We start from the raw sequence: 25,135 nt of genomic DNA on the forward strand, positions 1-25,135 counted from the left end.
TAGATCCATCCCCGGCAGCCTCGACGGACCGACCGGTACACCAGGTAACGGCAGGTGCGCGAGTGCCTCGTGGAGCGAGGACTGATGAGTCGCGGCGCGGTACAGCGTGCTGAACGAGGCGCCATGCCTCAGCCCTCGTGGACGCCGGGGTCGAGCGCGCTGTCACCGCGCGACCGGACGATGAGGTCGGCCAGCAGACCCATGCTCGCGATCAGCAGACCGGCGATGAGCAGCAGCATGGTGTTGGCCGGGATGTAGAACGGCTGCCGCACGTTGTCGACGATCGCCTTCACCGCGCCGATGCCGAGCAACCACAGCGCCAGCGGCATGAGCACCTTCAGCGGGTCGAAGTACATGATCATCCGCAGCACCTGGAGGATGTACCGGTAGGCGTCACGGACGAAGTGGAACTTCGACGTGCCGGCCCGCTTGGCGTAGTCGATCTCCATGTAGTGGATGTCGTGCTGGTTCTGCAGGAACGACAGCGTGATGGTGGTGACGCAGGAGAACCCGGGCGGCAGCAGACGCAGGTAGGGCAGCGACACCGAGCGCCGGAACGCGCGCAGACCGGAGTTCAGGTCCGGGATCTTCTGGTTGCTCAGCCGCTCGGCGATCTTACGGATCAGCCACTTCGCCGGCACGCGCAGCCACTTGTGCGTGCCCTCCTCGGTGAGGCGGGCGCCGACGACCTGGTCGTAGCTCGGGTCGGTGAGCAGCACCTGGATCAGCTCGGGGATACGCTCGTTCGGGTAGGTCATGTCGGCGTCGGTCCACACCACGATCTCGCCGCGGGCCCGCAGGGTGCCGATGCGCCGGGCCGTGCCCGAGCCACCGTTGCGGCGGAATGCCAGCACCTGAAGGTGCGGCATGCGCAGGGAAGCCTCGCGCAGCACGGCGAGCGTGCCGTCGGTGCTCGCGTCGTCGATCGCCAGGATCTCGTAGCTGTGGCCCGACGCGTCCATCGACGCGGTGATGCGCTCCAGCTCGGCGAGCACGTGGTCCTGCTCGTTGTAGCAGGGCAGCACGATCGTCGCGGTCACCCCACCGCGTTCGGGCACGACCGGTTGCCCGGTCGGCTGGGGTGACGTCGGGGTCTGCGGGGCCAGCGGTGATGCACTCATCGAGGGTGAGGTTACCGGCTGCCGAAGGACGTTTCGGACGCCGGACTCCAGCTGTGGATAACAGTTGGGGTTCAGGACACCCCGGCGGCCCGGGCGAGCCAGACCTGCACCGGCAGGGGTGCTTCCCCGTCCGGCACCTTCGTCAGGTACCGCTGGTCCTCGTTCGACGTCAGGTTCACCACCGGTTCGGACGTCAGACCCAGGGCCTGGATCACGGCCTCACCCTCGGGCGTCGCGGCGAGCAGCACCGGGGTGTTCCCCGCCGCTGTGATTCTCGCGACGATCGGTTTCACCACGGCGGCCACCGCGGCGGTGTCGGTGATGTCGGTGATCCGCACGGACGCCGCCGGACGGTCGCACGATCCGCGCACGACCTGGGGCCACTCGTTCGCGGCCCGGTTGTCCAGGGCCAGCACCACGTCGTTCGCCCCGAGCGCGGCACAGACCGCCTCGACCGCGGCCACCTCCCCGGTCTCGGTGCGCTGCCCGGCGACCGGCCGGGTCGCCAGCCCCGGCGGCAGCACCATCACCACCACGGCGACGGCCACCACCCCGGTCAGCGCGGTGGCCGGCCAGCGGTGCAGGGCCCGGCGGCTGACCCAGGCGGCAGCCGCGGTGGCAGCGATCACGAAGGCCGGGATGACCACCGGCACCATGCGCCGGTCGGCCCAGGGGTGGTCGGGCGTGATGCCCGGGCGGTACAGCGTGAGCAGGATGCTGCCGAAGGCGATCACCGCCGGTCCGAGCCAGAACGGCACGCCGGTGGTACGGCCCTCGGTCCCGCCCGCACCACAGGTGCCGCGGGCGGTCGAGTTCAGCCACCACCGTCCGGTCGCCGCCGCGAGCACCATGAACACCAGCCAGGCCGCGACCAGCATCGCCGGACCGGTGTACCAGCTGATCCAGTTCAGGCTGTGCTCGGCGTAGGTGCGGCCGCCGTCGACGGTCAGGCCCTGCTCCAGCTGCAGCCCGGCGACCACCCGCGACCCCGGGTCGTTCGGGTCCTGCCGGGTGGTCATCCACAGTGGCCGGGTCGCCAGCCCGACGCCGATCAGGCCCACCGCCCCGGCGAGCAGCCACGGCCAGCGGTTCTGCCAGACGTCCGTGGTCAGTCTCCGGTACAGCGCACCGGTCCGACCCTCCCGGCGCCGGGCGATCGCCACCGCCGCCCAGCTGCCCAGACCGAGCACCACGCCACCCGCGATCAGCGGCACCAGGCTGGCCGAGATCGTGCCGAGATAGGGCCGCGACAGCCAGACCGCGGGGATCACCGCGATCGCGGTACCGCCCAGGGCCCCGGTCACCAGCGGCCGGGCCGCCGGGTGCCGGCGCAGCGCCAGCACCGCTACGACCGGCAGCAGCAGCGAGACCTCACGCAGACCGTCCACCCGGAACAACCCGGCCAGGCCGAAGGCCAGACCGGCGGCGAGGCCAAGCCACCTCCCCGCCCTCGGGTCGTCCGTCCCGTGTACTCCCGGGATCGCGAAACCGTTCGCCCGCAGCGGGTTCCCGGCGACCACGGCATCGACGAGCAGCGCGGCCGCGACCGCGACGAAGAGCAGGGCGATGGGCTCGGAGTAGGTCGAGCGGGCCGCGTGCAGCACCGGCTGAATCATGGCCAGCGACAGCGTGGCCAAGACCGCCCAGCGGGGCCCGAGCAGCCGTGTCACCAGCCCGGCGAAACCCAGCAGGGCCAGCGCCGAGCAGATCGCGGGCACGATCAGCAGGCCGTTCCAGCCCGCCGCCCACCAGCCCAGCGAGTACACCGCCGGGGCACCGAGCAGGAACTGCGGCACGATGTCGACGGTCGTCCCCGCCGCCCCCGCGCTGCCGTGCACCACCTGGTAGTAGGCCGGGCTGGACAGCCGGAAGGCCGGGTCGGTCAGAGCCTGGCTCCCGCCGAAGGCCTCCAGCCAGGACGGGATCGGCAGGCCGTGCCGGGTCGCGATCCACTGGCTGTAGAGAGCGTAAGAACCGGCGTCGCGGCGCAGCACCACGTGCTCGGCGTGGGTCAGCGCAGCCCAGACGCCGTGACCGGCCGCGATCGCGATCACCGCCGGGGCGCTCCAGCGCGGCGCCGTCCGGGCCGGGACGAAGCGCACCACCCAGACCGAGAACACCAGCCCGGCCACCAGCAACGGCACGACCAGCCCCGGCAGCCAGCCCCCGAAGGGCACCAGCAGGGCCGCGAGCAGGCCGGCGATCGCCAGGAAGCAGGCGGCCAGCGGGCCGGACCGGGCCAACACGACGCCGGAGAGCCGCTCCCCCCGCATACCGGGAAGTGAATCGGCAGGAGGTTCCGTGCTCGTCCGCTGGCTCACGGCTCTCAACTTTCGGTGGGTGCGGGTCACCACCGGCAGCAATGAGCCGGCAGGGGTGCCAGCGGCTCTACCGGCTCGGGCGCAAACCTACGAGACGCCCGCAGCAGGCTCCAATCCGCCGCCCCACCCCCAAGAGTTCTAGAACTCCGGGGAGGTTTTGCATGATCACGAACAAAGGGGGGGGTGGTGAGGCGCCCACGCCCACGCGCCCGCACCGGGTGGGCAGGCAACCGCCGACCGGCCCCTCTACGCTGGCGCCGTGACCACCCAAGCCCCGGCTGACGTCGCCGCGCTGTTGTCGTCCCTGATGTCCACCGATCCGGGCCGGCCCCGGGTGACCTGGTACGGGCCGAACTCCGAGCGGGTCGAGTTCTCCGCCAAGACGCTGGGCAACTGGGTGGCCAAGACCGCGAACCTGCTGGTCGAGGAGCTCGACTGCGAGCCCGGGTCGACGGTCGCGATCGCCCTGCCCGTGCACTGGCGCAGTGTGTCCTGGCTGCTGGCGGCCTGGGCGGTGGGCGTGCATGTGGTGGTGTTCGACGAGAACCTCGGGCCGGCCCGCACCGACCTGAGCTTCGACGTGCTGGTCACTGACCGGCCGAGTTCACCACCGGTGGGAAGCACCCAGGCCGCGCTGGTCGTGGTGGCTCTGCCGTCGCTGGCCACCCGCTGGACCGGCGACGTACCCCCCGGCGCGATCGACGCCGCCTCCGAGATCCGGCTGCAGCCCGACGCGTTCAACCCCTACGCGGCGCCCACCCCGGACAGCCCGGCCCTCACCATCGGCGAACTCACCGTCTCCTACGGCGATCTCTTCACCCAGGCCCGGACCGCGGCCGGCGAGGTGAGCACCCGTCTGCTGACCGGAGCCGGGCCGTCCCGCGCCGTCGAGGCCTATCTGGCCCCGCTCGTCACCGGTGGTTCGGTGGTTCTGCACCACGACCTGACCGGCCTGGGCACCGAAGAGCGGGAGCATCTCGAACAGCAGGAGCAGGTCACGGCCACCGACCTGGGGCCCGCCCTCTAGAGCCGACAGACCGAAGCCGGACACCCGCGTCCACCATAAAAAGGTGCGCCGCCCCCACGACTGTGGGGACGACGCACCTCGAAAGAACTGTCAGCCGAAGGTGAACCCCGGCGACTTGAGCCCGAGACGGTAACGGGCCTGCGCACCGGTGAAGGTCTTGGTGACCTTCCTGCCGTCGATCTTGCCGGTGATCTTCACCCCGTTCACCCGGGCGGCGCTGCCGCGGGCGGCGACCGAGTAGGAGCTCACCGAGTCGAAGCCGAACTTCTTGGCGAAAGCGGCCCTCGTCATCCCGACGCTCCAGGAGCGATAGGGATTGTCGGAGGCCTCGTCCCAGCGGCTGTCGTTCACCGGCTTGAGGTAGCTGATCTCGTAATTGCCCCAGACATATTCGCGGTTCTCGGTGTAGCCGCCCATCGAGGACGAGTAGAGCGCCTCGATGGTGCGCCCGGAACCGTCGACGATCACCTGGTTCGCGGTGGCGATGACGGCTTTTCGCCAGTTGCCGCCGTAGGCGGCGTCCACCGACTCGACCGCGTAGCCCCGGTAGACCTGGTCGGCGGTGCCCGCGCTGAGCACGTACGCCTTCAGGTCCGCGTTGTACTTGGTACTGAGATACGTGCGGGCGGCCACGGTCTGGGCCTTCAGGGCCTCGATCGGCCAGGACACCGGCACCTCACCCAGACCCATCAGATACTTCTGCACGGCGGTGTAACCGCCCGAAGCGGTGATGGTCTCGGTGACCTTGATACCCGCGCCGGAGCCGATGTAAGCGGCCCGGTCGTAGCGCGTCGAGAGGGCCGAACTACCGCCGTACGGATAGACGTTCACCACCTTGCCGGTGTGCGCGGCCGACATCACCGAGGCGTTCTGCACGAACATGCGGCGCTTGCCGGCCTGGTCGAACAACGCGATGCCCTGACGTCCACCGATGGTCTTGCGGGCGACGGTCCAGGTCGAGCCGGTGGGCTGGACGACGTGGCGGGTGGGACTGGCCCATCGCACCGTGCCGGTCACCGCCTGCAGCTTCGACGACGAGGCACCCGAGGCCAGGTTCAGCACGACCGGGGCGTCGAGACTCTTCCTGGAGAGCGAGGCGTCGTAGTAGTACGTCTTCAGAATGGTCTTGTACCCACAACCGAGGCGGGCGGCGCCCTGGGCCCCGTACTGACTCATACCCATACCGTGGCCCCAGCCGCCACCGTAGATCTTGACGGCGCCCTTCGGGACGCCGGCCTGGGAGATCCGGCTGCCGCCCGGTGAGGGGCAGCCCTTGGCGGCGGAAACAGGTGCTACTGCGGCATTAGCGACGGTCGGGCCCGCCAGTACGGCGAGTGCAGTTCCCAGGACGGTCGCAGCGATCGAGCGGGGACGGCGCATCGGGTAGGGCTCCCTCGAGTTACGGACACAAGGGTGGCCGGCTCGATCTGCCTCCGCCGGCCACGCAAAATCCATCGGCCGCATCCCTGCCCTGGTGAGGTACCGCCCGGGGGCTCCCCTGAAGGGAGCAGTCCGTCGCTCCCCCACACTTCTCAGAACTCCTCGGAGCTACTGAAGGGGAACTTGATCTTTTCCCGGAGAAGACCTGACCGGGTGACCCAGAACGGTGCGTGACCGTCACCGCACGTACCCCACGACGTCGACCCGCACCCGGGCGCTTCCCACACTGCTGACCAGGCTGATCGCCCCGGCGTCACCGATCGGGACGAGCACCTGGTTGGAACGGGTGTCGCCCTTCGCCACCCGCAGCGCCACCGCGTTGGAGGCCGGGGCACCCCAGGCGTACGCGCCCAGAGCGGTCGTGGAACCGGGGTCGATCGCGGCCAGGGTGAGGATCACGCCGGTCGCATCGCCCGGAACGGCGCTCTTCGCCCCGGTCACCGTGATCTTCTTCGGCGTCCGCGGCGCGAGCGTGGCGTCGGTGAGGAGAACCGGCTTGACCGCTGTCACCGTTCCCGGTGCCTGAGCGGTGACGATCCCCCGCACGTCGATGGTCGCGCTGGTCGCTGCGCCGGTGTTCCTCAACGTGAACTGCCCGCCGGTGACCGGCACGATCGCCAGGTTGTCGATGGTCTCGTCGCGGCGGTAGGTCAGGACCGGCAGGGTGTTCACGGTCAGGGTCCCGGCCCCGTACGGGCCCATCGCCGAGACGTCGACGATCACAGCACTGATCTGCGTCGAGGCGATCCCGGCGACGGTGCCGGGCAGGATCACCGAGCGCGGCTGACCGTCCTTGAGCTGCCCTCCCTGATCGCGGCTGTCGAAGATCCGCAGGCCGTCGACCGGCTGCACCGGCGACCCGGTGGCGCTGTAGTACCCGACCACGTCGACGGTCAGTTCGGTCACGCCCTGGGCGTTCCCCACCGTGATCGAGCCGTCGGCGCCGACCCTCGTGGTCACCAGGGTGGAACGGGTGACGCCCCGCGGCACGGTGCTCACGGGACGCGCGGACACGCGGCCGGTCGGGTAGGCGGTGAGGGAGGTGTCTGCCGTGGAGCAGGAGGCCGTCAGGTTGAGTACGACCGAGGTGACGCCGGTGGCCGGGATCCCGGCCTGTCCGAGCACGGGCACCCGGGCGTAACCGGCCGGCCCGAGACCGATGTTCGTTCCGCTGCGGGTGTTGTAGAGGCGGGTCGGGGCTACGGGTACATAGCCGCCCGCACCGCCCGACGGGGTGGCCGCCGGCTGCGCCGGTTGCCGGGGCGGGGTCACCAGAACGGTCCGGGCCACGGGTTTCGCCGCCCCGGTGGCCGAGGACGAGGTCAGGGTCAGGATGTAGGTGCCCGGGCGGGCCAGGGCGCCGTCGGCCCGACGACCGTTCCAGGTCGCCTGGATCTCCCGGCCCGCTGCGGCGTTTCCGCTGACGCGGGCGACGGCACCGCCGTTGCAGGGAGCGGTCACGTCGAGCCGCCAGTTCTGCCGGCGCAGGGACCGGGCCGTGATCGTCAGCGAGGCGCCCTGCTGCGCGGTGCTCTTCGGCACACTGGGGTTGATCAGCGCGGCCTGCATCAGGGCGGTGACCTTCGACCGGATCGCCGGTAGGTACGGGTAGAGATACCTACCCGGACAGGCGGTGTAACCGGTGTTGCGGTGTCCCATGATCACCGGCAGGGTCACGGTGCGGCCGGCCGGGTAGCGCGCGGTGCCCCCACCGGCCGAGGTCAGCCGGGTGGAACCGTTCGGATCACGATGGTACTGGTTCAGTTTCCAGGCGAACAGGCGGGCCACGGCATTGACGGACGAGGCGGTCGGCCGGGTCACGTCGTAGTTGCCGATCACCGAGACACCGAAGGTGTTGGTGTTGAAACCGCCCGCGTGGGCGCCGGTCACGGCCCGGTCCAGACCACCGGCGCGCCCTTCCCAGATCCGGCCGTACTTGTCGACGAGGGCGTTGTAACCGATGTCGCACCAGCCGCGGGACAGGTGGTAGGCGTAGTCGCCGCGCAGGATCGAGGGCACCTGGGCCGCGGCGTAACGGTTGTTCCCGGCGGTGTGGTGCATCACCACGGCTTTCACCGTGGTGGTGACGGTGGGCGAGCACTTCACCCGGGACTCGTCGGCTCCCCACTGCGCGCGGGTCATGATCGTCGGCCGGCCGGCCTGGGCCGGGCCGTAACCGGCCGGCTGCACCGCCGCGGCGACCTGGTCGTAGTCCGAGCTCCCGGCGTCGACGAGCTCGAGTCTCATCTCCGACGGCAGCTTTCCCGACTGCGCCGTGACTTTCGCCTGCACGCCGTCACTGGGCCCGACGTAGAGCGGGTCGGTGCCGCCCCGCACGTCTTTCGTCGCCATCACGTCGTCACCGGCGTCGTCGTCCAGACCCTGCCAGGCTCCCCACGCGCCCTGCTGCCGCGTTCGCACCTGAATCGTCACATCCGGTGCGGTTTTACGGCCCTTCCAGGTGACCCCTACGGTCTGGAAAGCGCTGGTTCCGCGCTTCGGGGTGAGAACGCGCGCCTTGCGTTCCGATGCCGAGATTGCCGGGTTCAGAGCAATCTTGGCGATCGATGGACGTACGACGACCGGATCGGTGATGCTGCTCGCCGAGACCGAAGGGTCTTGCGCCCAGGCATTTGCGACCGGCACGAGCGGCACAACCGGCGAGACCGGCAGAACAGGCAGGACGGCGAGACAGGACAGGAAAAGGGCTGGTGCATTACGCATTGGCGGGGGACCCCAGACAGCAGAAAATACGTTCAGTTTCAGACTAGATACTCAACGTAATTTGCCGGGGAACTCGCCATCCCCTGTCCACCTGATGGCACCGGGCGACGCCGCCGACGGCATCGGGCGATCAGCCCAGAGGTTTGCGCAGCACCAGCAGGAAATAGTCGCGCTGCAGATCAGCGCGGGGATAACGGCCCAGAATATCTTCGAAACGGGAGTAGAACTCCTCGTCGATCGGGCTCTGGGTGAACGCCCGGTGCGCCACCTCAAAACCCAGCAGATCGGCGTAATACTCGTAATGCAGCCAGCTGAGCCGGTTCACCCAGGCATGCCCGATCGGCTCGCGCCCGTGCTTCACGTCCCAGGCCCGCACCACCTCGTCGGTGAACAGCAGGTGAGGCCAGGGGAAGAAGATGTCGCGGTAGCGGTGCGAGGCCTGGGGGCCGGCGTGCAGATTGGCCCGGATCCAGGCCAGACCACCCGGCTTCAGCAGGTCGTAGGTGGCCTTGAGCATGGCGTACGGATGCGTGACGTGCTCCCACACGGTGAAACTGAGCACCCGGTCGAACGAGTCGGGCTGGTACGGGCTCTTCACCGAGAGGTCGGCGCACTCGAAGTGCACACGCTCACCGGCGAGCTGGTCCCACGGCCGGTAGTGCGAGACGTCGACACCGTGCGCGTCGCAGCCGAGGTTGTGGGCCAGCGACCAGACCTCGAACCCGTTGCCGCAGCCGATCTCCAGCGTGCGCTTCCCGGCCAGGCCGACCATGTCGTTGACCCAGCCCACGCGCCGCCGGGCCGCCTCGGCCAGGGCCGTGTCACTGTACGAGGGCGGGCTCGGCACGATCCGCCGGTCCTGGTACTCGGCGTTGAGTTGTTCCAGCAGGTCGATGCCGTAGACCTGCCCGCCTCCGTCACCGGTCTCGTAGAGGCTGCTCACCCGGTGCCCGGAGCCGGTGATGCCCTGTGGCAGCTGCCACTGCAGATCGGCCGGCAGGGGCGGCACCTCGGGCAGGCCGGTCGGCGGACGCACGCTACTGGTGCCTGGTTTCGGTTTCGGCACCGGTTTCGGCGGTTTCGCGAAGGGCGCCGGCTGCCTTCCGAGCACCAGGTCGCGCAGGGCGATGGCGGTGCGGATCGCGGCCTCGTCGCGCGGTGCGGGAAGCCGGCGAAGAGCACGGAGAACCACGTCCCGGGGGACGCGGAATCCTCCTCCCCCGGAGGTGGTGGGGAGCCCTCCGTTCCTGTTCGTGATCATGCAATCCCCCAGCCCGTAGGGGGCCGGGAGGAGCCCCCACTTCCCCGGGGAAAGTTTGCATGATCACGCAGGGTTGGTTGGTCGTCGACATAGCTGAGGATTGCCTCGGCGATGCGGGGGCCGGCGGCGCCGTCCCAGAGTGGGGGGCGCTGCTCCGGTGGGGCCGGGCGCGTCGCCCCCGGCCGCGCGAGCACCTCGTCGAGAGCGGCCGGCACCTCCTGAGGCGTCACCAGACGGTTGGTGCCGTGCGTGATCGTCACCGGCCGCTCGGTGTTGGGCCGCATGGTGAGGCAGGGCACCCCGAGCACGGTCGCCTCCTCCTGTACCCCTCCGGAGTCGGTGAGAACGGCGGACGCGCCCCTCACCAGCCCGAGAAAACTCGTGTAGGGCAGGGGTTCGAGGATCTTCACAGCACCGGATGCGTGCAGGCCCGCCTTCTCGAGGCGGTCGCGGCCGCGCGGGTGCAGCGGCACCACCAGCGGCATGCGTTCCGCGACCTGGTGCAGCACCGCGACCAGCCGCTCGACCGCGGCCGGGTCGTCCACGTTCGAGGGCCGGTGCAGCGTGGCGACCAGGTAATCGCCCTCCAGGCCGTGGGTGGCCCGGGCGGCCGCCTCGTCGAAGCGGTCCAGGTGCTTCAGCAGGGTATCGATCATCGGGTTGCCGACGAAGTGGATGCGGTCGGCCGGCACCCCCTCGCGCGCCAGGTGCCCCACCGCGTCGGCGCTGGTGACCAGCAGCAGGTCGGAGAGCTGGTCGGTGACCCGGCGGTTCACCTCTTCCGGCATGGTCATGTCGAAACTCCGCAGCCCGGCCTCGACGTGCGCCACCGGGATCACCAGCTTGGCCGCGACCAGGGCGGCGGCCAGGGTGGAGTTGATGTCGCCGTAGACCACCACCAAGTCGGGCTGGTGCTCGAGGAAGACCTTCTCCAGGCCGGTCATCACCGCGGCGGTCTGCCCCGCGTGACTGCCCGAGCCCACCCCCAGGTCGAGATCCGGCTCGGGCAGGCCGAGCTCGTCGAAGAAGACCCGGCTGAGGCGGTCGTCGTAGTGCTGACCGGTGTGCACCAACACCTGTTCCACCCGGCCGTGCAGTGCCTCCAGCACCGGCGCGGCCTTGGGGAAGTTGGGCCGGGCGCCGGTGACGTGAACGAGCTTCCTCATCCCGGGGCCCCCGGAGGGCTACCGGCCGCCGCCCCGGCGACCACGCCGTCCTGTGCTGGAAGGCTCATGGCCACCGGCGCCTGCGGCACCACCCCGGTGTCGGCCCACGACCGCATGTCGGCGGCGAACCGCTCGGCCACCACCGCCCGGTCGATACGCCGCCCGGCCGCGGCCGCGGCCCGGTCGAGAGCCCCGAGATCGGCTTCCAGACAGGAGAAGACGGCCTCGGTCAGGGCCTCCACGCCGTCGGGTGGGTAGACCAGCGCGGCGCCCCCGTCCACCACCGGCAGCGATCCGGAGTTCGACGGCATCAGCACCGGCCGGCCGAAGCTCAGGGCCAGGGCCAGCACCCCCGAGTTCAGCGAGCGCCGGTAGGGCAGGGCCACCAGGTCGGCGGCGCGCATCAGCACCTGGATGTCGACGTCGGGCACCTGGACGGGCATCAGCCGCACCGCCGGGTGCGCGGCCGCCGCGATCAGGAACTCCCGGGTCTGCGGCGCGTCGTCGGGCTTGCCCGCCACGATCAGCACGATCTCGCCGGGCCGCACCCGGGAGACCCGGTCCACCGCCTCGAGCAGGTCGACGATGCCCTTGTACGGCTTCACCGCGCCGGTGAGCAGCAGCGCCACCGCACCGTCGGGAATGCGCAGCCGGCGCCGGGCGTCGGTGCGGCCGATCCAGTCCGGATACACCCCCTGATAGCCGGGATGGTCGCACTGGTAGACCTTCTCGGGCGGCAACAGGAACCAGTCCCCGACCGCCGCCACGGTGCGGGAGCTCATCACGTGCACCAGGTCGGCCCGCTCCACCACCTGCTCGCGCAGCCGCACCTCCTGCGCCTCGAACTGGGTGTCGTGCGGCAGCACGTTGTGCACCGTCCAGACCAGGCGGGCACCACGGTCTTTCAGCGTGTCGAGCAGGTCGGCGTGCCGGCCCACCGCCTCGTCGGCGCCGCGGTCGTCGGTGCATTTGGCCAGCACCTGGTTCAGCCAGTGCAGATGCACCACGAGCGGCACGTCACCGGGCCAGTTGCGGGTGGTGGCGAGCAGGTCGGTGGCGCGGAACGTCGGCGCGGCCACCAGCCCCCGCCCGGCGAACCGGCTGTAGAGCACGCTCTGGAAGGGATTTCCGGTGTAGTACGGAGTGAACGGCCAGACCACGGGCTCCGGCCCCTCGACCGGCACCCGGGCCAGGGCCGCGAAGGTCTCACCGATCCAGCCCTCGGCGCTCTGGTCGCGCCCGGGCATCGAGATCAGCATCCGGGGTCCCTTTCCGCATAGCGCTGCTGCGCGAAGGTGTAGACCGCGTCGAAGGCCCGGCCGTTCCCGGCCCAGGTGCGCTCCCGGCGCACCCAGTCGGCCGCCTCCGCAGCACGTTTCGCCATCTCCTCGGGATGGTCGGTCAGCCAGGCCACCGCCCCGGCCAGCGAGCCCGCGTCACCGGCCGCGAAAATGCTGGCGCGCTCCAGGTTCTCCCCGGCGATCTCGACCAGCGCGGGCAGGTCGCTCACCAGCAGCGGCACCTCCATCGCCATCGCCTCGAAGGGCTTCATCGGCGAGACCATCCGGCCCGCGCGCTCCGGCACCCGGGGCACCACGAACAGGTCGACCTGGGCATACCAGTCGGGCACCTCGTCGAAGGGCACCGGCCCGGCGAACACCGCGGCCTCGCCGAGACCGAGCTCGGCGGCCCGGGCCTCCAGCTCGGCCCGGCGGCGCCCCTCCCCCACGAGCAGCACACTGATCGGCAGCCCCTGCCTGCGCAGGAGGGCGGCAGCGGCCAGCAGCACCTCCTGCCCCTCGCGGAAGTGGTCGAGGTTGCTGATGTAGCCGAGCACGAAGGTGCCGTCCAGGCCGAGTTCCGTACGCCGGGCGGCAGAACGGGTGCGCGGCTGGAAACGGTCCAGGTCGACGGCGTTGGGGATGACGAAGACCTTGTCCTCGGGCACCCCGTGGCCGTGCACGATCTCCTCGCGCATCGGCCCGCTCAGGGTGACCACGGCATCGGCCGCGCGCATGGCCCGGGTCTCGGCGGCGAACCGCCGCCGGTAGTACTCGGCGTGCTCGGCGTACCGCTCGTCGGCGGTCCAGGTGGTCTCGAAGAACGAGCGCACCTCGTAGATCCACGGCAGCCCGGCCCACGCCGACAGCGCCTCGCCGACCACGCCCAGGTCGTAGCCCCGGTGGCCCGAGCCGGCGTGCAGCACCTGCGGCCGCACCCGCGCCACCTGCCGGGCGAACGTGGTGGTGGTCAGCTGGACGTACTCCTCCCAGGTCACCGCCGAGAGCTGCCCGGCGCCGGGCATCACGTGGTGGTAGTCGATCGCGTCGACCGTGGAGATCGGGCCGACCCGGACCTCGCCGTCGGCGGCCGGGGGGAATCCGGGCAGGGTCACCGCCACCGGGTCGCGCCCGGCCCCCCGCACCGCCAGGAGCGTCTCGTGGGTGCGGGTGCAGTAACCGTTGTTGCGGTGCGGCATCGACTCCTTGGCCAGGTACAGCACCCGGCCGGGAACCGGTTCGGCGAGCCGCCCCGGTCGATCGGCCGGGCGGGGCCCGGGCACGCTCGGCCGCCAGCCCGCGTCGGTCTCCACCAGCCGGCCCTGCACCGAACGCTGCAACCGCACGTTCTTCCCGCTGGGCGCGGCCATCGCCAGCCGGGAGGCCTCGGCCACCGCGTCGGACAACTGCCCGGTGCGGGCGAGCACCTGGGTGCGCAACCGGGCCACCCGCATGTCGGCGGGACTGCGCCGGGCCGCGTCGTGCAGCAGCCGCAGGGCATCGTCGTGACGCTTGTCCCGGTCCCGGCGCACGGCGGCGCCGATCTCGGCGTAGGTGATCGCGGTGCGCGCGGCCCGGCGGCCGCGGCGGGGTAGCGCTGTCACCTGGCGTCTGAGCTTCCGCCGCCAGCGGGCGAACGCTCCCATGCGGAACCTCTCCTCGAATCCGAACCGACAGCTGCACCAAGATCCCGGCGGGCGGGTCCGGCACGCATCGTCACAGGATGTACCGGATCTGCGACGGCCAAGTCTGCCGTATGTTGGGCCCCACCACGGCGAACGAGGGCCTCCCCCTCCGAACAGCCGAGGTGGCAGCACACTGATGTGTCAGATGAGACGCAGATGAAAATCTCCAGATGCAGATGAGGACGGCGACCTCACTCCATGCGCACCGGACCGCCCACCGTGGTGCTGGCCACCACCAACGGCAAGGGAATGGGACACCTCTCCCGCCAGCTCGCTCTGGCACTCGCCTCTCTGGGCGGGATGGACCCGGTGATCTTCTCGCTGTCGTCCGCCGTCACCGTGGTGAACCAGTACGGCATGCGCGCCGAATGGGCACCCGGCTCGCAGCGCAAACAGGTGCCGCGCCGCCACTGGGACGCCTACCTGGCCGAGCGCATCACCGCCCTGATCACCGAGACCAACGCCAGCGCCTTCGTCTTCGACGGGGTGTACCCCTACGACGGGGTGCTGCGGGCGCTGCGCCGGATGCCCGACGTGCCGTTCATCTGGAGCCGCCGGGCGATGTGGCAGAAGGGCGTCGGGGCCCGTGCTCTGAGGTACCGCCGCCTGTTCGCCGCCGTGCTGGAACCGGGCGACCTGGCCTCCGCCGGTGACGTCGGCCGCACGGTCTACCTGGAGGACGCCCGCCGGGTCGGCCCGATCACGCTGGTCGGGCAGGTGCCGCAGCTGAGCCGCGAACAGGCGATCGAGCAGCTCGAGCTCGACCCCGACCGGCCCCGCCTGCTGCTCACCCTGGGCAGCAGCAAGCGCAGTGACCTGTACTCCGCCTACCAGCGCACGGTCGAGCAGTTCACCGCCGCCGGCTGGCAGGTCGTGGTGACCTCCTCCCCGTTGCGCGGCCGCGCCGCCTCCGCCGCCGGACCGAAGCAGATCTCGGTCTTCCCGCTGGTCAAATATCTGAAGGCGTTCGACGCCGCGGTCTCGGCGAGCGGTTACAACGCCGTGCACGAACTGCTCTACTCGGCCGTGCCCACGCTGCTGGTGCCGAACGCCGACGCGGTGACCGACGACCAGCGCACCCGCGCACGCATCGTCGGCAACAGCGGGCTGGCCCTGGCCGCCGACCCCGACCGCCCGCGCGAGTTCGACGCCGTCCTGGCCCGTCTGCTCGACGCCCGGGTCCGCGACCGGCTCAGCGCGTCCTGTCGCGATCTCGACCCGCCCACCGGCGCCACCGAGGCCGCGCGCACCGTCATCGGCCTGGCCGCCGTCGGTGTGCCCAGCGGCGAGCGGATCGAGGCCGCCTCACTGCACGCCCAGCGGTTCGCCCGGCGCACCATCGGCCGGGTACTGCCGCCCGCCATCGCCAACCAGCTGGGCCGCCCGCCCCGCCTGGCCCGGCCGGGCGACCTGCGCGGCCCGCTCTCGGTCCGCCCGGTGCTGGCGCCCGGCCTGCAGGGCGTCCCGCACATCACCCGCGACCAGCTGCTGGTCACCGACGCCCTGACACCCGGGCTGTTCGACGGGCGCTTCGTCGAGCATCTGATCCCGGGCGCCGGCGACGACTACGTGCGCGCCCGGGCGGAAATCGCCGGGCGCTACTACCGACTCGGGGCACCCTCGTCCGTGGAGACTGAGTCCGGCGAGGCAATCCGGACAAAGAGTGACGAACGAGACTGGTCCACCCTCGGCTGGCCTGCTGGTTAGGCCGCCATTGATGACTCTGCGCCCCATCAATGCGCACAGCGTGTCACAATTCAACCCGGGCGCCATGGACTGAACGACGGTCGAGGTCTCACGTAGACCCCCTCCGGCGTCCTTCAACCACACCGATCGGTGCGCGGAAGGATTCGCTGGAGATGTCGCAGCATGTGCCGGTCCGATCCGCAGGGTTCGACCTCGTGGTCGTCGGACTGGGCTACGTCGGCCTGCCTCTGGCCCAGGAGGCCTGCCGCAGTGGCCTGCAGGTGGCCGGGCTCGACCTCGACATCACCGTGGTCGACGCCCTGAACGCCGGGCACTCCCACGTCGACGATCTGTCCGCCGCCGACCTCGCCGCCATGCGGGAGGCCGGTTTCGCCGCCCACACCGACGCATCGATCGTGGCCGACGCGCGCACCGTGGTGATCTGCGTGCCGACCCCCCTGGCGCAGGACGGTGGGCCGGACCTGAGCATGGTGCTGGCCGCCGCCGCGTCCGTCGCCGCGTTCGCGCAGCCCGACACCCTCGTCGTGCTGGAGTCGACGACCTATCCGGGCACCACCGACGAACTGCTGCGCCCGATGCTGGAGGAGGGCGGGCTGCGGGTCGGCCGCGACATCTTCCTGGCCTTCTCCCCCGAGCGCATCGATCCGGGCAACGCCCGCTGGCACTTCCGCAACACCCCGAAGGTGGTCGGCGGCCTCACCCCGGCGTGCACCGAGCGGGCGGCTGCCTTCTACCGGAAAATTGTGGACGAGGTGGTCACGGCCCGCGGGGCCCGCGAGGCGGAGATGTCCAAACTGCTGGAGAACACCTATCGCCACGTCAACATCGCCATGGTGAACGAGATGGCCCGGTTCTGTCACGAACTCGGCATCGACCTGTGGGACGTGATCCGCTGCGCGGCCACCAAGCCGTTCGGGTTCCATGCCTTCTACCCCGGGCCCGGCGTGGGCGGGCACTGCATCCCGATCGATCCCAACTACCTCTCCTACCGGGTGCAGGCCGCGCTCGGATACCCGTTCCGGTTCGTCGAGCTGGCGCAAGAGATCAACAACGCCATGCCGACTTACGTGGTTCAGCGGGTCCAGGACAGCCTCAACGACGTCGCCAAGCCGTTGCGGGGGTCGAAGGTGCTCCTGCTCGGGGTGACCTACAAGGCCGACATCTCGGACCAGCGTGAGTCGCCCGCCCTCCCGATTGCGATCCGGTTGCGATCGGCCGGTGCCGAGGTGGTCTTCCACGACCCGTTCGTCACGTCCTGGGAACTCGGAGGTCACCGGGACGCACCTTCGGGTGACGAGGTTGGTCACGATTTCGCACCAGATGGTGAAACTATAGGTAGCGGTGCCTCGGGCGGAGCCCTCCAGCGGGTGCCGGAGCTCGCCGGAGCGCTCGCCGGGGCCGACATCGCCGTTCTGCTGCAACGCCACTCAAGCTACGATCTCGACGAGATCGCCCGGCTCGCACCTCTGGTGCTCGACACCCGTGGCGCCATCACCGACAGCGCAACCGTGGAGCGACTTTGACCAGCATCCTGCCGATCCGGCCCGAGACGGGCGCGTCGCAGCGGGCAGCGGCGAGAGCCGCTGAGTACGGTCTGGTCCAGCTCGGGGGCCGGCCCCCGCTGGGCAGATATATCAAGGACCTGTGGGCGCGACGGCACTTCGCCTTGGAGTTCGCGAAGTCACGCTTCCGGGCGGCGAACGAGGCCAACCGGCTCGGCATGGCCTGGGTGGTGCTCAACCCCCTGATCCAGGCCGCCGTGTACGGCCTGATCTTCGGTGTGATCCTGCCCAGCAGTACCAAGCCGCACAACTACACGGCGTTCCTGGTCTGCGGTGTCTTCACCATCGGCCTGTTCTCCGGCTGCTTCACCGACGGCGCCAAGTCGCTCGTCACCAACCGGGGTCTGGTACGCACCCTGCACTTCCCCCGCGCGGTGCTGCCGATCGCGACGCTGCTCAACAAGCTGATGGAGCTCGTCGCGACCACGGTCGTGCTGTGCGTCATCGTCATGCTGACCGGTGAGATGCCGCAGCTGGACTGGCTGCTGCTCATCCCGGCCTACTTCTTCCTGGCCCTGTTCAGCGGCGGGGTCGCCTTCATCGCGGCCCGGCTCACGGTGCACCTGCGGGACATCAGCCAGCTGATCCCGTTCATCAACCGGCTGATCTTCTACCTGTCGGGTGTCTTCTACGTCGTCGGCAACCGGTTCGCGGACAAGGGCATCCTCGGCAAGGTGATCGAGGCGAACCCGCTCAACGTTTACCTGAGCCTGGTGCGGTACGCGATGCTGGAAGGTATCCGGGGCACCGGTCCCAACCAGATCAACATCGACGCCACCACCTGGATCATGGCGGCCGGCTACGGCGTAGTGATGTTCGTGGCCGGTTTCATCTTCTTCTGGCAAGCCGAGGGGCTGTACGGACGTGACTGAGCAGACCTCTTCCCAGAACGGTTCGGTGGCCACCGACCACAGCGGGGAAGACGTGGAGACCATCAGGCAGGATGCCCCTGCGGTCGAGGAGCAGGCCGCTCCGAAACCGCCGGCCAAGAAGGCCGCTGCGAAAAAGGGTCTGGGCCCCACCGGCCTGAAGAAGATCAAGACCCGGGTGCCGGTCGGCCCGCGCGAGCGGCCGACGGTGATCGTCGACAACCTGCACGTCACCTACAAGGTCTACGCAACCGGCAAGCGCGCCTCCGGCCGCAACGCGGAGAAGAAGGGCCTGCTGGCCCGCACTCCCGGCGTGCGCCGCGCCCACGAGGTGCACGCGGTGCGGGGCATCAGCTTCACGGCCTACGAGGGCGACGCGATCGGCCTGGTCGGCACCAACGGCTCCGGCAAGTCCACGCTCTGCCAGGCCATCGCCGGCCTGGTGCCCGCCAAGCGGGGTGCCGTCTACTCCGAGGCCAACCCCACCATGCTGGGTGTCGGCGCGGCGCTGATGAACGACCTGTCGGGTGAGCGCAACGTGATCCTCGGTGGGCTGGCCCTGGGCATGAGCCTCGACGAGGTCAAGGCCAAGTACGACGACATCGTCGACTTCTCCGGTCTGAAGCCGGAGTTCCTCGACTACCCGATGCGTACCTACTCGCAGGGCATGGGAGCCCGGCTGCGGTTCTCCATCGCCGCCTCGGTCTCCCACCAGGTGCTGCTGATCGACGAGGCGCTCTCGGTCGGTGACCGGCTCTTCGGTCAGCGCAGCGAGGCGCGCATCCGCGAACTGCGCGAGTCCGCCGGTACCGTCTTCGTGGTGAGCCACGCCCTGCCGACGATCACCAAGACCTGTAACCGGGTGCTGTGGATCGACCAGGGCCAGCTGATCATGGACGGCGGCGTCGACGAGGTCATCGAGGCGTACACCGAGGCCGAAGGCGCGTAAACCCCGGATGAGGCCGTCGTGACTCAGGAAAGCTCCACTCCCCTGACCACGACGGCCTCTTCCACTTTCCCGCCAGTAACAAGAGCACCCCGCGTGCTCATCGTGACCGTGGTGCACGACCCGGACGACGCCCGCATCCGCTACCGCCAGCTCACCGCACTGCTGGCCGCCGGGATCGAGGTCACCTATGCCGCACCGTTCGAGGCCACGCACCGCCGGCCCCCCGACGGGGTGACGGCGCTCGAACTCCCCCGGGCCGCGGGACGGCAGCGCTTCACCGCGATAGCCGCCGCCCGCCGGCTCCTGCACCGCATCGGCCCCGAGCACGACCTGGTGCTGCTGCACGATCCCGAGCTCCTGCTCGCCGTTCCGGGCCTCGACCGGCACCGCCCACCGCTGGTGGTGTGGGACGTGCACGAAGACACCGCAGCAGCCCTGCGGATGAAGTCGTGGCTGCCCCGTCCGGCGCGCCCGGTGGCGGGTCTGGCCGTGCGGGCCGCTGAGCGCTGGGCCGAGAGCCGCTGTCGGCTGCTGCTGGCCGAGGAGGGCTACCGCGCCCGGTTCCGACGGGAACACCCGGTGGTGCCGAACAGTGTTCCGGTGCCGGACCGCCGGCCTCCGCCGCCGGGTGACGATCGTGTGGTCTACCTGGGCCGGATCACCCGGGCCCGGGGAGCGCTGGAGATGATTGAGCTGGGCCGTCGTCTGGCCCCGCAGATGCGGCTGGAGCTGATCGGCCCGGCCGACGGTGACGTGGCCGGACCGATCGCCCACGCCCACGCCGAGGGCTGGATCGTGCACCACGGTTTCGTGCCGAACCGACGGGCCCTCGGGTTGCTGCCCGGAGCGCTGGCCGGGCTGGCGCTGCTGCACGACGAGCCGAACTACGCGGTGTCGCGGCCGACCAAGGTGATGGAGTACATGGCCTGCGGCGTGCCGGTGGTGACCACCCCGAACGCGGCCGCGGCCGAGCTGGTGGGCCGCTACCGCAGTGGCACGGTGGTGCCGTTCGGCGACATCGACGCGGCCGAGACGATGATCCGGACCCTGCACGTCGACGGGGAGCGCCGTGAGCGCCTGGGCTCGGCCGGATGGAACGCGGCACGGGCCGATCTGGACTGGCGTGCCGACGGCCGGCAGTTCGCGGAGCTGATCCGGAGCTGGAGCCTCAAACCCCAGAAGTGAAGACGCCCGCCCGCACTTTGGCGTGCGAGCGGGCGTCTTCCATTAGAAGATGATCAGGGTGCAGACGCGTCGGGCATCGTGAGCCCGCCGATCTGGCTGGGCAGCTCGGCCAATTTGCGCGGGCTGAGGATGAAGCCCGCACCCCAGCTGAGGTGCATGGCGGCGGTGACCACCGGCAGGCGCACCCAGGCCCCGGCCGGCAGACCCCGGCCCTCGAAGGCCGAGCCGGCGCAGATCGCGACCATGTAACCGGCGGGCAGGATCGCGGCGGGCTTGATACCGGCGGCGGCCAGCCCGAGCCCACCCACCACACCGGCCAGCGCCAGCGGCGGGGCCAGGTAGCGGAAGTTGACGGTGCCCTCGTGGCGGCGCATGACCACGCGACGCCAGCGCCCGTAGAAGAAGTACTGTCGGCTGAGCGCCTTGACCGTGGGCCGGGGACGATAGGAGACACGGAGTTTCGGCTGGAACCAGACCCGGCCGCCGGTGCGGCGGATGCGCAGGTTCATCTCCCAGTCCTGCGCGCGCAGGAAGGTCTCGTCGTAACCGCCGACGCGCTCCAGGGCCGAGCGGCGGAACACCCCGAGGTAGACCGTGTCGGCCTCGCCGGCCGTGCCGCCGGTGTGGAACGAGGCGTTGCCGACACCCAGCTTGCTGGTCATGGCCCGGGCCACGGCCTGCTCGAACGGGGTCTCCCCCTCGGCGGCCATCACCCCGCCCACGTTGTCAGCGCCGGTCTCGCGCATCGTCTCGACGGCGATGCGGACGTAGTCGCGCGGAAGCATCGCGTGCCCGTCGATCCGGACCACGACCGGGTGCTTGGTCTCCGCGATCGCCGCGTTCAGCCCGGCCGGGGTGCTGCCGTGCGGATCGGGGTTACGCACCAGCGTGATCCGGGAGTCAGAGGCGGCCAGCTTGGCCGCGATCTGATCGGTGTGATCCTTCGAGGGCCCGAGCGCGATCACCATCTGCAGCTGACCGAGGTGATCCTGGTCGAGCGCATGGTGCACGGCCTGCTCGAGATGCCGCTGCTCGTTGAGCACGCAGAGCACGATGCTGACCGGGGCGTCAGCGGGCAGCTGATCGTTGGCTGAGTGGGCGCCGAGCGCCTCAGGCAGGTGGCCGTCCATGTCCGTGCCAGCCTATCTGGGGTGAAGGAGTGCTTCGCGCGGTGATTGCCGTGCCGTCTCGACCGAATTCGCCTCAGACGCCCCTGATCAGGCATGTCCGAAGCCGGGCGGCCAAGAATCTCACAGCAAATTTATTCGCGTAAGGGTGAGTGCGACGGCGGTGTTCGTCGTCCATCATCAGATTTTCCTTTTCCCGGAACCGAACTCAGGCCGAGGCACACACGGAACGCACATTCACGGCCGCGCTGCGTGACGATTCCGATGACATGGCATCGGCTTCGGACGACCCCTGGCCCGTCGTGGATGTCGCCGCGGCAGACGGTGTCACGACCGGGGTGCTCGCCCTCTTCTCCGGGTCGCCCTCCAGAATCCCGATCGTCGACGTCACCTGACGCCGGACCTCGGAGTAGTCAGGGTTTTTCGGCACGATCAGCGGGGGCACGAACTGCACGCTCTCGATCTCGTTGCCCTTCGCCTTCCGGGCCAGCTCCAGGAACATCGGCAGCCGCCGGGCCGGGATGTCCGTGGACACCACCTGGGTGCTCGCCGAGGCAATGGTCCGGAAGTGCTCCAGCACGGTTGCCGGATCGAGCTGATTGACCATCGACGTCATCACACAGCGCTGGCGGGCCATCCGGTCGTAGTCGCTCGTGGTCTCGCGGGACCGGGCATACCAGAGGGAGTGGTAGCCGTCGAGGTGCTGCCGCCCGGCCTCGATCCAGCCGTGGATCTTCGAGGTACCACCGCCGATCGGGGTGCGGGCCACCACGTCGACATCGATGCCACCGACCGCGTCGACCAGGTCCTGAAAACCCTGCAGATCGATGATCACGTAGTAGTTGACCTTGAGGCCGGTGATCCCCTGGACTGCCTGCATCATCGCCTCGGCGCCCGGGTCCTGCGTTCCCGGGAACAGAGCGGGATGGTCGTTGCCGTAGGTGTAGATCGCGTTGAGCAGACAGTCGTCGCCGCAGTCGTAACCTTCCGGCCACCGCTGGGCGGCCGGGGTGCCCGCCGGGAAGGGCACGTTCTGCAGGTTGCGCGGCATGCTGAACAGGGCCGTCCGGCCGGTCTTCTCGTCGATGCTCGCGAGGTTCACGCTGTCCGGCCGGGTGCCCACCCGGGTCGGCCCGGTGTCACCACCGAGGAGCAGCACGTTGTACCGGCCGTCCACCGCGGCCGAGTGCTTGCCCGAGCCGAAAACCCCGGACAACAGGTCGGCCGCCGCCCACACCCGCTGTCCCAGGGCCAGCGGGACGACGAACGTCAGCATCATCAGCACGGCACTCAGCAGAGCGATCCACCGGCGCGACCGGCGGGTCAGCTCGGGCGCCTGCCCGATACGCCAGGCGTCCAGCAGCAACAGCGGCCAGATCACCGCACCGCCCAGGAGTGCGAGAGCCAGCGGCCGGATCACCCACGGGTGGGTCAACAGGCCGAGCACGCGGTCGCGGTCGATGACGGCGACGCCGGCCAGCACCCCGGCCACGAGCAACGCGCAGGCCCACAGGCATAAGGACGCACGCGCGACCGCCAGGCGCGCACGGCTCAGTTTCTCCGAATGTCGTGAGGACGAACCGGCAACCAGCTGAGCCGAACCTGGGGCCATCAGCGTGAGCGCGAGAAAGGAAAGACACCGACGCATCCGCAGAGCGCTGAGGGCCGGGTCGGGCGGGTTCGGCCGACGAGGCCCCCGCGGACCTCCGCCACCGCCCAGCGGCTCGACGACTTCCTCATCCAGGTGCGCCACCCGGAGTCTCGGGAGTGCATGACCCGTTCCCGTTTCCGGGCGCGCCGAACGCCTCGCGGCCGGCGATCGGGAAACGGACATCACCTCAGTATCGCCCTGCCACCTGCCCAGACCCGTGGATTACGGCGCGCCGTGTCGCGGTTTCGCCGCCCGCCGCCACCCGCCCGTCGTCCGTTGTAGCGCTGAGCAACGGGATGACCACCGGCAGAGGCCAGATCTGGGCCCGCCCAACACGAATGGAGCGCAAAAGGTGTGTGCCCCCGACGGGGGGCGGGGGCACACACGGGCAATCGTAGCCGTCACGGACGGACAGGGACAGGGCGGGCCAGAGGTAACCAGCCGCTCATCCCACCTTGCGGGAGGGGTTGTTCACCCTCCTTCAACACTGAACCTGATTCGCATCTTTACGGAGGCGGGAGTCGACCTTGGTCAGACTCGGGGGCGTCCCAGGGCGCGGTAGGTCCAGCCGGCGTTGCGCCAGGCCTGCGGGTCGAGGGCGTTGCGGCCGTCGAGCACGTTGCGCTGGCGCACGATGCCGGCGAGCTGGGCCGGGTCGATGGCCTTGTACTGCTCCCACTCGGTCAGGAGCAGCACCACGTCGGCGCCGTCGGCCGCCACCTCGACCTTGTCCTCGTAGTGCAGGTCGGGCCAGGCGCGGCGGGCGTTCTCCAGGGCGGCGGGGTCGGTCACCACGACCTCGGCACCCTGCAGTCGGATCTGGGCGGCCACGTTGAGCGCGGGCGAGTCGCGGATGTCGTCGCTCTCGGGCTTGAACGCGGCCCCGAGCACGACCACCTTGCGGCCGAGGAAGGACCCCTGCAGCACCTCGCGGGCCAGATCGACCATCCGGGTCCGGCGGCGCATGTTGATCGCGTCGACCTCCCGCAGGAAGGTCAGGGCCTGGTCGGCACCGAGCTCACCGGCGCGGGCCATGAACGCGCGGATGTCCTTGGGCAGGCAGCCGCCGCCGAAGCCGAGACCGGCGCCGAGGAACTTCGGGCCGATGCGCTCGTCGTGCCCGATGGCCGCGGCCAGGACCGACACGTCTGCACCGGCCGCCTCACAGACCTCGGACATCGCGTTGATGAACGAGATCTTGGTGGCCAGGAAGGCATTGGCCGCGGCCTTGACCAGTTCGGCGGTGGCGTAGTCGGACGTCAGCAGCGGGATGTTCTCGGCGATCGGGCTGGCGTAGACCTCGTCGAGCAGGGCCTTGGCCCGCGCCGCGTCATCCGGGTCGGAGGGCAGGCCGTACACGATGCGGTCCGGGTGCTGCGTGTCGTTGACCGCGTGACCCTCGCGCAGGAACTCGGGGTTCCAGGCCAGCAGGGCGCCGGGCACCGCCTCGGATATCATCGCCGCGAGACGGGCCGCGGTGCCGACGGGAACGGTGGACTTGCCCACGACCAGGTCGCCCGGCTGCAGGTGGGGCAGGAGCGCCCGCACCGCGGCGTCGACATAGGTGGTGTCGGCGGCGAACTCACCGGCCCGCTGCGGCGTACCCACACAGACGAAGTGGACCGTGGGTTCCTGGGGGTCGTGAGCCACCTGGGACACGTCGGTGGTGAACGAGAGACGGCCGGACTCGGTGGCCCGCTGCAGTAACTCGGGCAGCCCCGGCTCGAAGAACGGGGCCTTCGCCTGGGTCAGATTGGCGATCTTCCGCTCGTCGACATCGACACCGACGACCTCGTGGCCAAAGTCCGCCATGCACGCCGCGTGCACAGCGCCCAGGTAACCGCACCCCATCACTGATAAGCGCATGATCCGACAGTATCGGCACCGCACGACCCTCACGCGTCCAACTGCATGCGATACGGTGTACGTATGAGATCTACGCACACCTTCTGGTGGCCCGCCTGACCGGCGGCCATCTCGCGTAGCTCCATTCCCATTCGCGGCCGCCTCGTCGAGGCGGCCGTCGGCTTTTGTGCCGGGGTCGGTCCCCGGCGGGCGCC

17 protein-coding genes are annotated in these 25,135 nt (G+C 70.2%); 6 read left to right on the plus strand and 11 right to left on the minus strand.

Going from position 1 to position 25,135, the window contains the following annotated elements:
- Positions 1-128: 128 nt before the first annotated feature.
- Both QSK05_RS08950 and QSK05_RS08955 read right to left on the minus strand, forming a co-directional pair.
- Entirely contained in the window at positions 129-1,121 is a 993-nt protein-coding gene (locus tag QSK05_RS08950; RefSeq protein ID WP_285595925.1) for a glycosyltransferase family 2 protein, read from the minus strand.
- Positions 1,122-1,192: 71 nt separating this feature from the next.
- Positions 1,193-3,394 (minus strand): hypothetical protein, encoded by a 2,202-nt coding sequence (locus tag QSK05_RS08955; RefSeq protein ID WP_285595927.1) that lies wholly within the window; start codon positions 3,392-3,394, stop codon positions 1,193-1,195.
- Positions 3,395-3,701: 307 nt separating this feature from the next.
- Between QSK05_RS08955 and QSK05_RS08960 the strand changes: the two genes are divergently transcribed.
- Positions 3,702-4,469, plus strand: coding sequence for a TIGR03089 family protein (locus QSK05_RS08960; RefSeq protein WP_285595929.1), 768 nt, complete (start codon positions 3,702-3,704; stop codon positions 4,467-4,469).
- 90 nt (positions 4,470-4,559) lie between these two features.
- Here QSK05_RS08960 and QSK05_RS08965 read toward each other — a convergent pair whose 3' ends face one another.
- From QSK05_RS08965 to QSK05_RS08990, 6 genes are all read right to left on the minus strand, one after another.
- The gene (locus QSK05_RS08965) at positions 4,560-5,849 is read right to left on the minus strand and encodes a SpoIID/LytB domain-containing protein (protein ID WP_285595931.1); all 1,290 of its coding nucleotides are present in this window, start codon (positions 5,847-5,849) and stop codon (positions 4,560-4,562) included.
- 237 nt (positions 5,850-6,086) lie between these two features.
- Positions 6,087-8,555 carry a peptidoglycan recognition protein family protein gene (locus tag QSK05_RS08970; protein ID WP_285595932.1) on the minus strand — a complete coding sequence of 823 codons (2,469 nt, stop codon included), beginning with the start codon at positions 8,553-8,555 and terminating at the stop codon, positions 6,087-6,089.
- 208 nt (positions 8,556-8,763) lie between these two features.
- A complete protein-coding gene (locus tag QSK05_RS08975) occupies positions 8,764-9,894 on the minus strand; it encodes a class I SAM-dependent methyltransferase (protein ID WP_285595934.1) in 1,131 nt (376 codons plus the stop codon).
- Positions 9,891-11,060: a non-hydrolyzing UDP-N-acetylglucosamine 2-epimerase gene (wecB, locus tag QSK05_RS08980; RefSeq protein WP_285595936.1), complete on the minus strand. Its 1,170-nt coding sequence runs from the start codon at positions 11,058-11,060 to the stop codon at positions 9,891-9,893. Before wecB ends, QSK05_RS08975 begins: the two co-directional genes overlap by 4 nt.
- Positions 11,057-12,319, minus strand: a complete 1,263-nt coding sequence (locus QSK05_RS08985) for a glycosyltransferase (protein WP_285595938.1) — start codon at positions 12,317-12,319, stop codon at positions 11,057-11,059. The genes wecB and QSK05_RS08985 overlap by 4 nt, the downstream gene beginning before the upstream one ends.
- Positions 12,313-13,986: a glycosyltransferase family 4 protein gene (locus QSK05_RS08990; RefSeq protein WP_285595941.1), complete on the minus strand. Its 1,674-nt coding sequence runs from the start codon at positions 13,984-13,986 to the stop codon at positions 12,313-12,315. The genes QSK05_RS08985 and QSK05_RS08990 overlap by 7 nt, the downstream gene beginning before the upstream one ends.
- Before the next feature lie 237 nt (positions 13,987-14,223).
- On the opposite strand from QSK05_RS08990, the gene QSK05_RS08995 reads away from it, so the two are divergent.
- From QSK05_RS08995 to QSK05_RS09015, 5 genes are all read left to right on the plus strand, one after another.
- Entirely contained in the window at positions 14,224-15,732 is a 1,509-nt protein-coding gene (locus QSK05_RS08995; RefSeq protein WP_285595943.1) for a glycosyltransferase, read from the plus strand.
- Positions 15,733-15,884: 152 nt separating this feature from the next.
- Positions 15,885-17,255: a nucleotide sugar dehydrogenase gene (locus QSK05_RS09000; protein ID WP_285595945.1), complete on the plus strand. Its 1,371-nt coding sequence runs from the start codon at positions 15,885-15,887 to the stop codon at positions 17,253-17,255.
- The gene (locus tag QSK05_RS09005; protein WP_285595947.1) at positions 17,252-18,166 is read left to right on the plus strand and encodes an ABC transporter permease; all 915 of its coding nucleotides are present in this window, start codon (positions 17,252-17,254) and stop codon (positions 18,164-18,166) included. Before QSK05_RS09000 ends, QSK05_RS09005 begins: the two co-directional genes overlap by 4 nt.
- 139 nt (positions 18,167-18,305) lie before the next feature.
- Complete coding sequence (locus QSK05_RS09010) at positions 18,306-19,112, plus strand: ABC transporter ATP-binding protein (RefSeq protein WP_502879748.1); 807 nt, start codon at positions 18,306-18,308, stop codon at positions 19,110-19,112.
- Between the two features lie 93 nt (positions 19,113-19,205).
- Positions 19,206-20,297 carry a glycosyltransferase gene (locus tag QSK05_RS09015; protein ID WP_285595951.1) on the plus strand — a complete coding sequence of 364 codons (1,092 nt, stop codon included), beginning with the start codon at positions 19,206-19,208 and terminating at the stop codon, positions 20,295-20,297.
- A 53-nt stretch (positions 20,298-20,350) separates the two neighbouring features.
- On the opposite strand, the gene QSK05_RS09020 is transcribed toward QSK05_RS09015, so the two are convergent.
- From QSK05_RS09020 to QSK05_RS09030, 3 genes are all read right to left on the minus strand, one after another.
- Complete coding sequence (locus QSK05_RS09020) at positions 20,351-21,427, minus strand: glycosyltransferase family 2 protein (RefSeq protein ID WP_285595954.1); 1,077 nt, start codon at positions 21,425-21,427, stop codon at positions 20,351-20,353.
- 205 nt (positions 21,428-21,632) lie between these two features.
- Complete coding sequence (locus tag QSK05_RS09025; RefSeq protein WP_285595956.1) at positions 21,633-23,036, minus strand: LCP family protein; 1,404 nt, start codon at positions 23,034-23,036, stop codon at positions 21,633-21,635.
- Between the two features lie 570 nt (positions 23,037-23,606).
- Complete coding sequence (locus QSK05_RS09030) at positions 23,607-24,941, minus strand: UDP-glucose dehydrogenase family protein (RefSeq protein WP_285595958.1); 1,335 nt, start codon at positions 24,939-24,941, stop codon at positions 23,607-23,609.
- Between the last annotated feature and the right edge of the window lie 194 nt (positions 24,942-25,135).

It is taken from the genome of Kineosporia sp. NBRC 101731 (assembly GCF_030269305.1).
Lineage (GTDB): Bacteria > Actinomycetota > Actinomycetes > Actinomycetales > Kineosporiaceae > Kineosporia.

Excerpts from the sequence above, each read along its gene's own strand:
- QSK05_RS08965 (WP_285595931.1), bottom strand. The coding sequence starts at position 5,849 with ATGCGCCGTCCCCGCTCGATCGCTGCGACCGTCCTGGGAACTGCACTC.
- QSK05_RS09030 (WP_285595958.1), bottom strand. The coding sequence starts at position 24,941 with ATGCGCTTATCAGTGATGGGGTGCGGTTACCTGGGCGCTGTGCACGCG.
- QSK05_RS09025 (WP_285595956.1), bottom strand. The coding sequence starts at position 23,036 with ATGGCCCCAGGTTCGGCTCAGCTGGTTGCCGGTTCGTCCTCACGACAT.
- QSK05_RS09000 (WP_285595945.1), top strand. The coding sequence starts at position 15,885 with ATGTCGCAGCATGTGCCGGTCCGATCCGCAGGGTTCGACCTCGTGGTC.
- QSK05_RS08990 (WP_285595941.1), bottom strand. The coding sequence starts at position 13,986 with ATGGGAGCGTTCGCCCGCTGGCGGCGGAAGCTCAGACGCCAGGTGACA.
- QSK05_RS08975 (WP_285595934.1), bottom strand. The coding sequence starts at position 9,894 with ATGATCACGAACAGGAACGGAGGGCTCCCCACCACCTCCGGGGGAGGA.
- QSK05_RS08955 (WP_285595927.1), bottom strand. The coding sequence starts at position 3,394 with ATGCGGGGGGAGCGGCTCTCCGGCGTCGTGTTGGCCCGGTCCGGCCCG.
- QSK05_RS08985 (WP_285595938.1), bottom strand. The coding sequence starts at position 12,319 with ATGCTGATCTCGATGCCCGGGCGCGACCAGAGCGCCGAGGGCTGGATC.
- QSK05_RS08995 (WP_285595943.1), top strand. The coding sequence starts at position 14,224 with ATGCGCACCGGACCGCCCACCGTGGTGCTGGCCACCACCAACGGCAAG.
- QSK05_RS09020 (WP_285595954.1), bottom strand. The coding sequence starts at position 21,427 with ATGGACGGCCACCTGCCTGAGGCGCTCGGCGCCCACTCAGCCAACGAT.
- QSK05_RS08950 (WP_285595925.1), bottom strand. The coding sequence starts at position 1,121 with ATGAGTGCATCACCGCTGGCCCCGCAGACCCCGACGTCACCCCAGCCG.
- wecB (WP_285595936.1), bottom strand. The coding sequence starts at position 11,060 with ATGAGGAAGCTCGTTCACGTCACCGGCGCCCGGCCCAACTTCCCCAAG.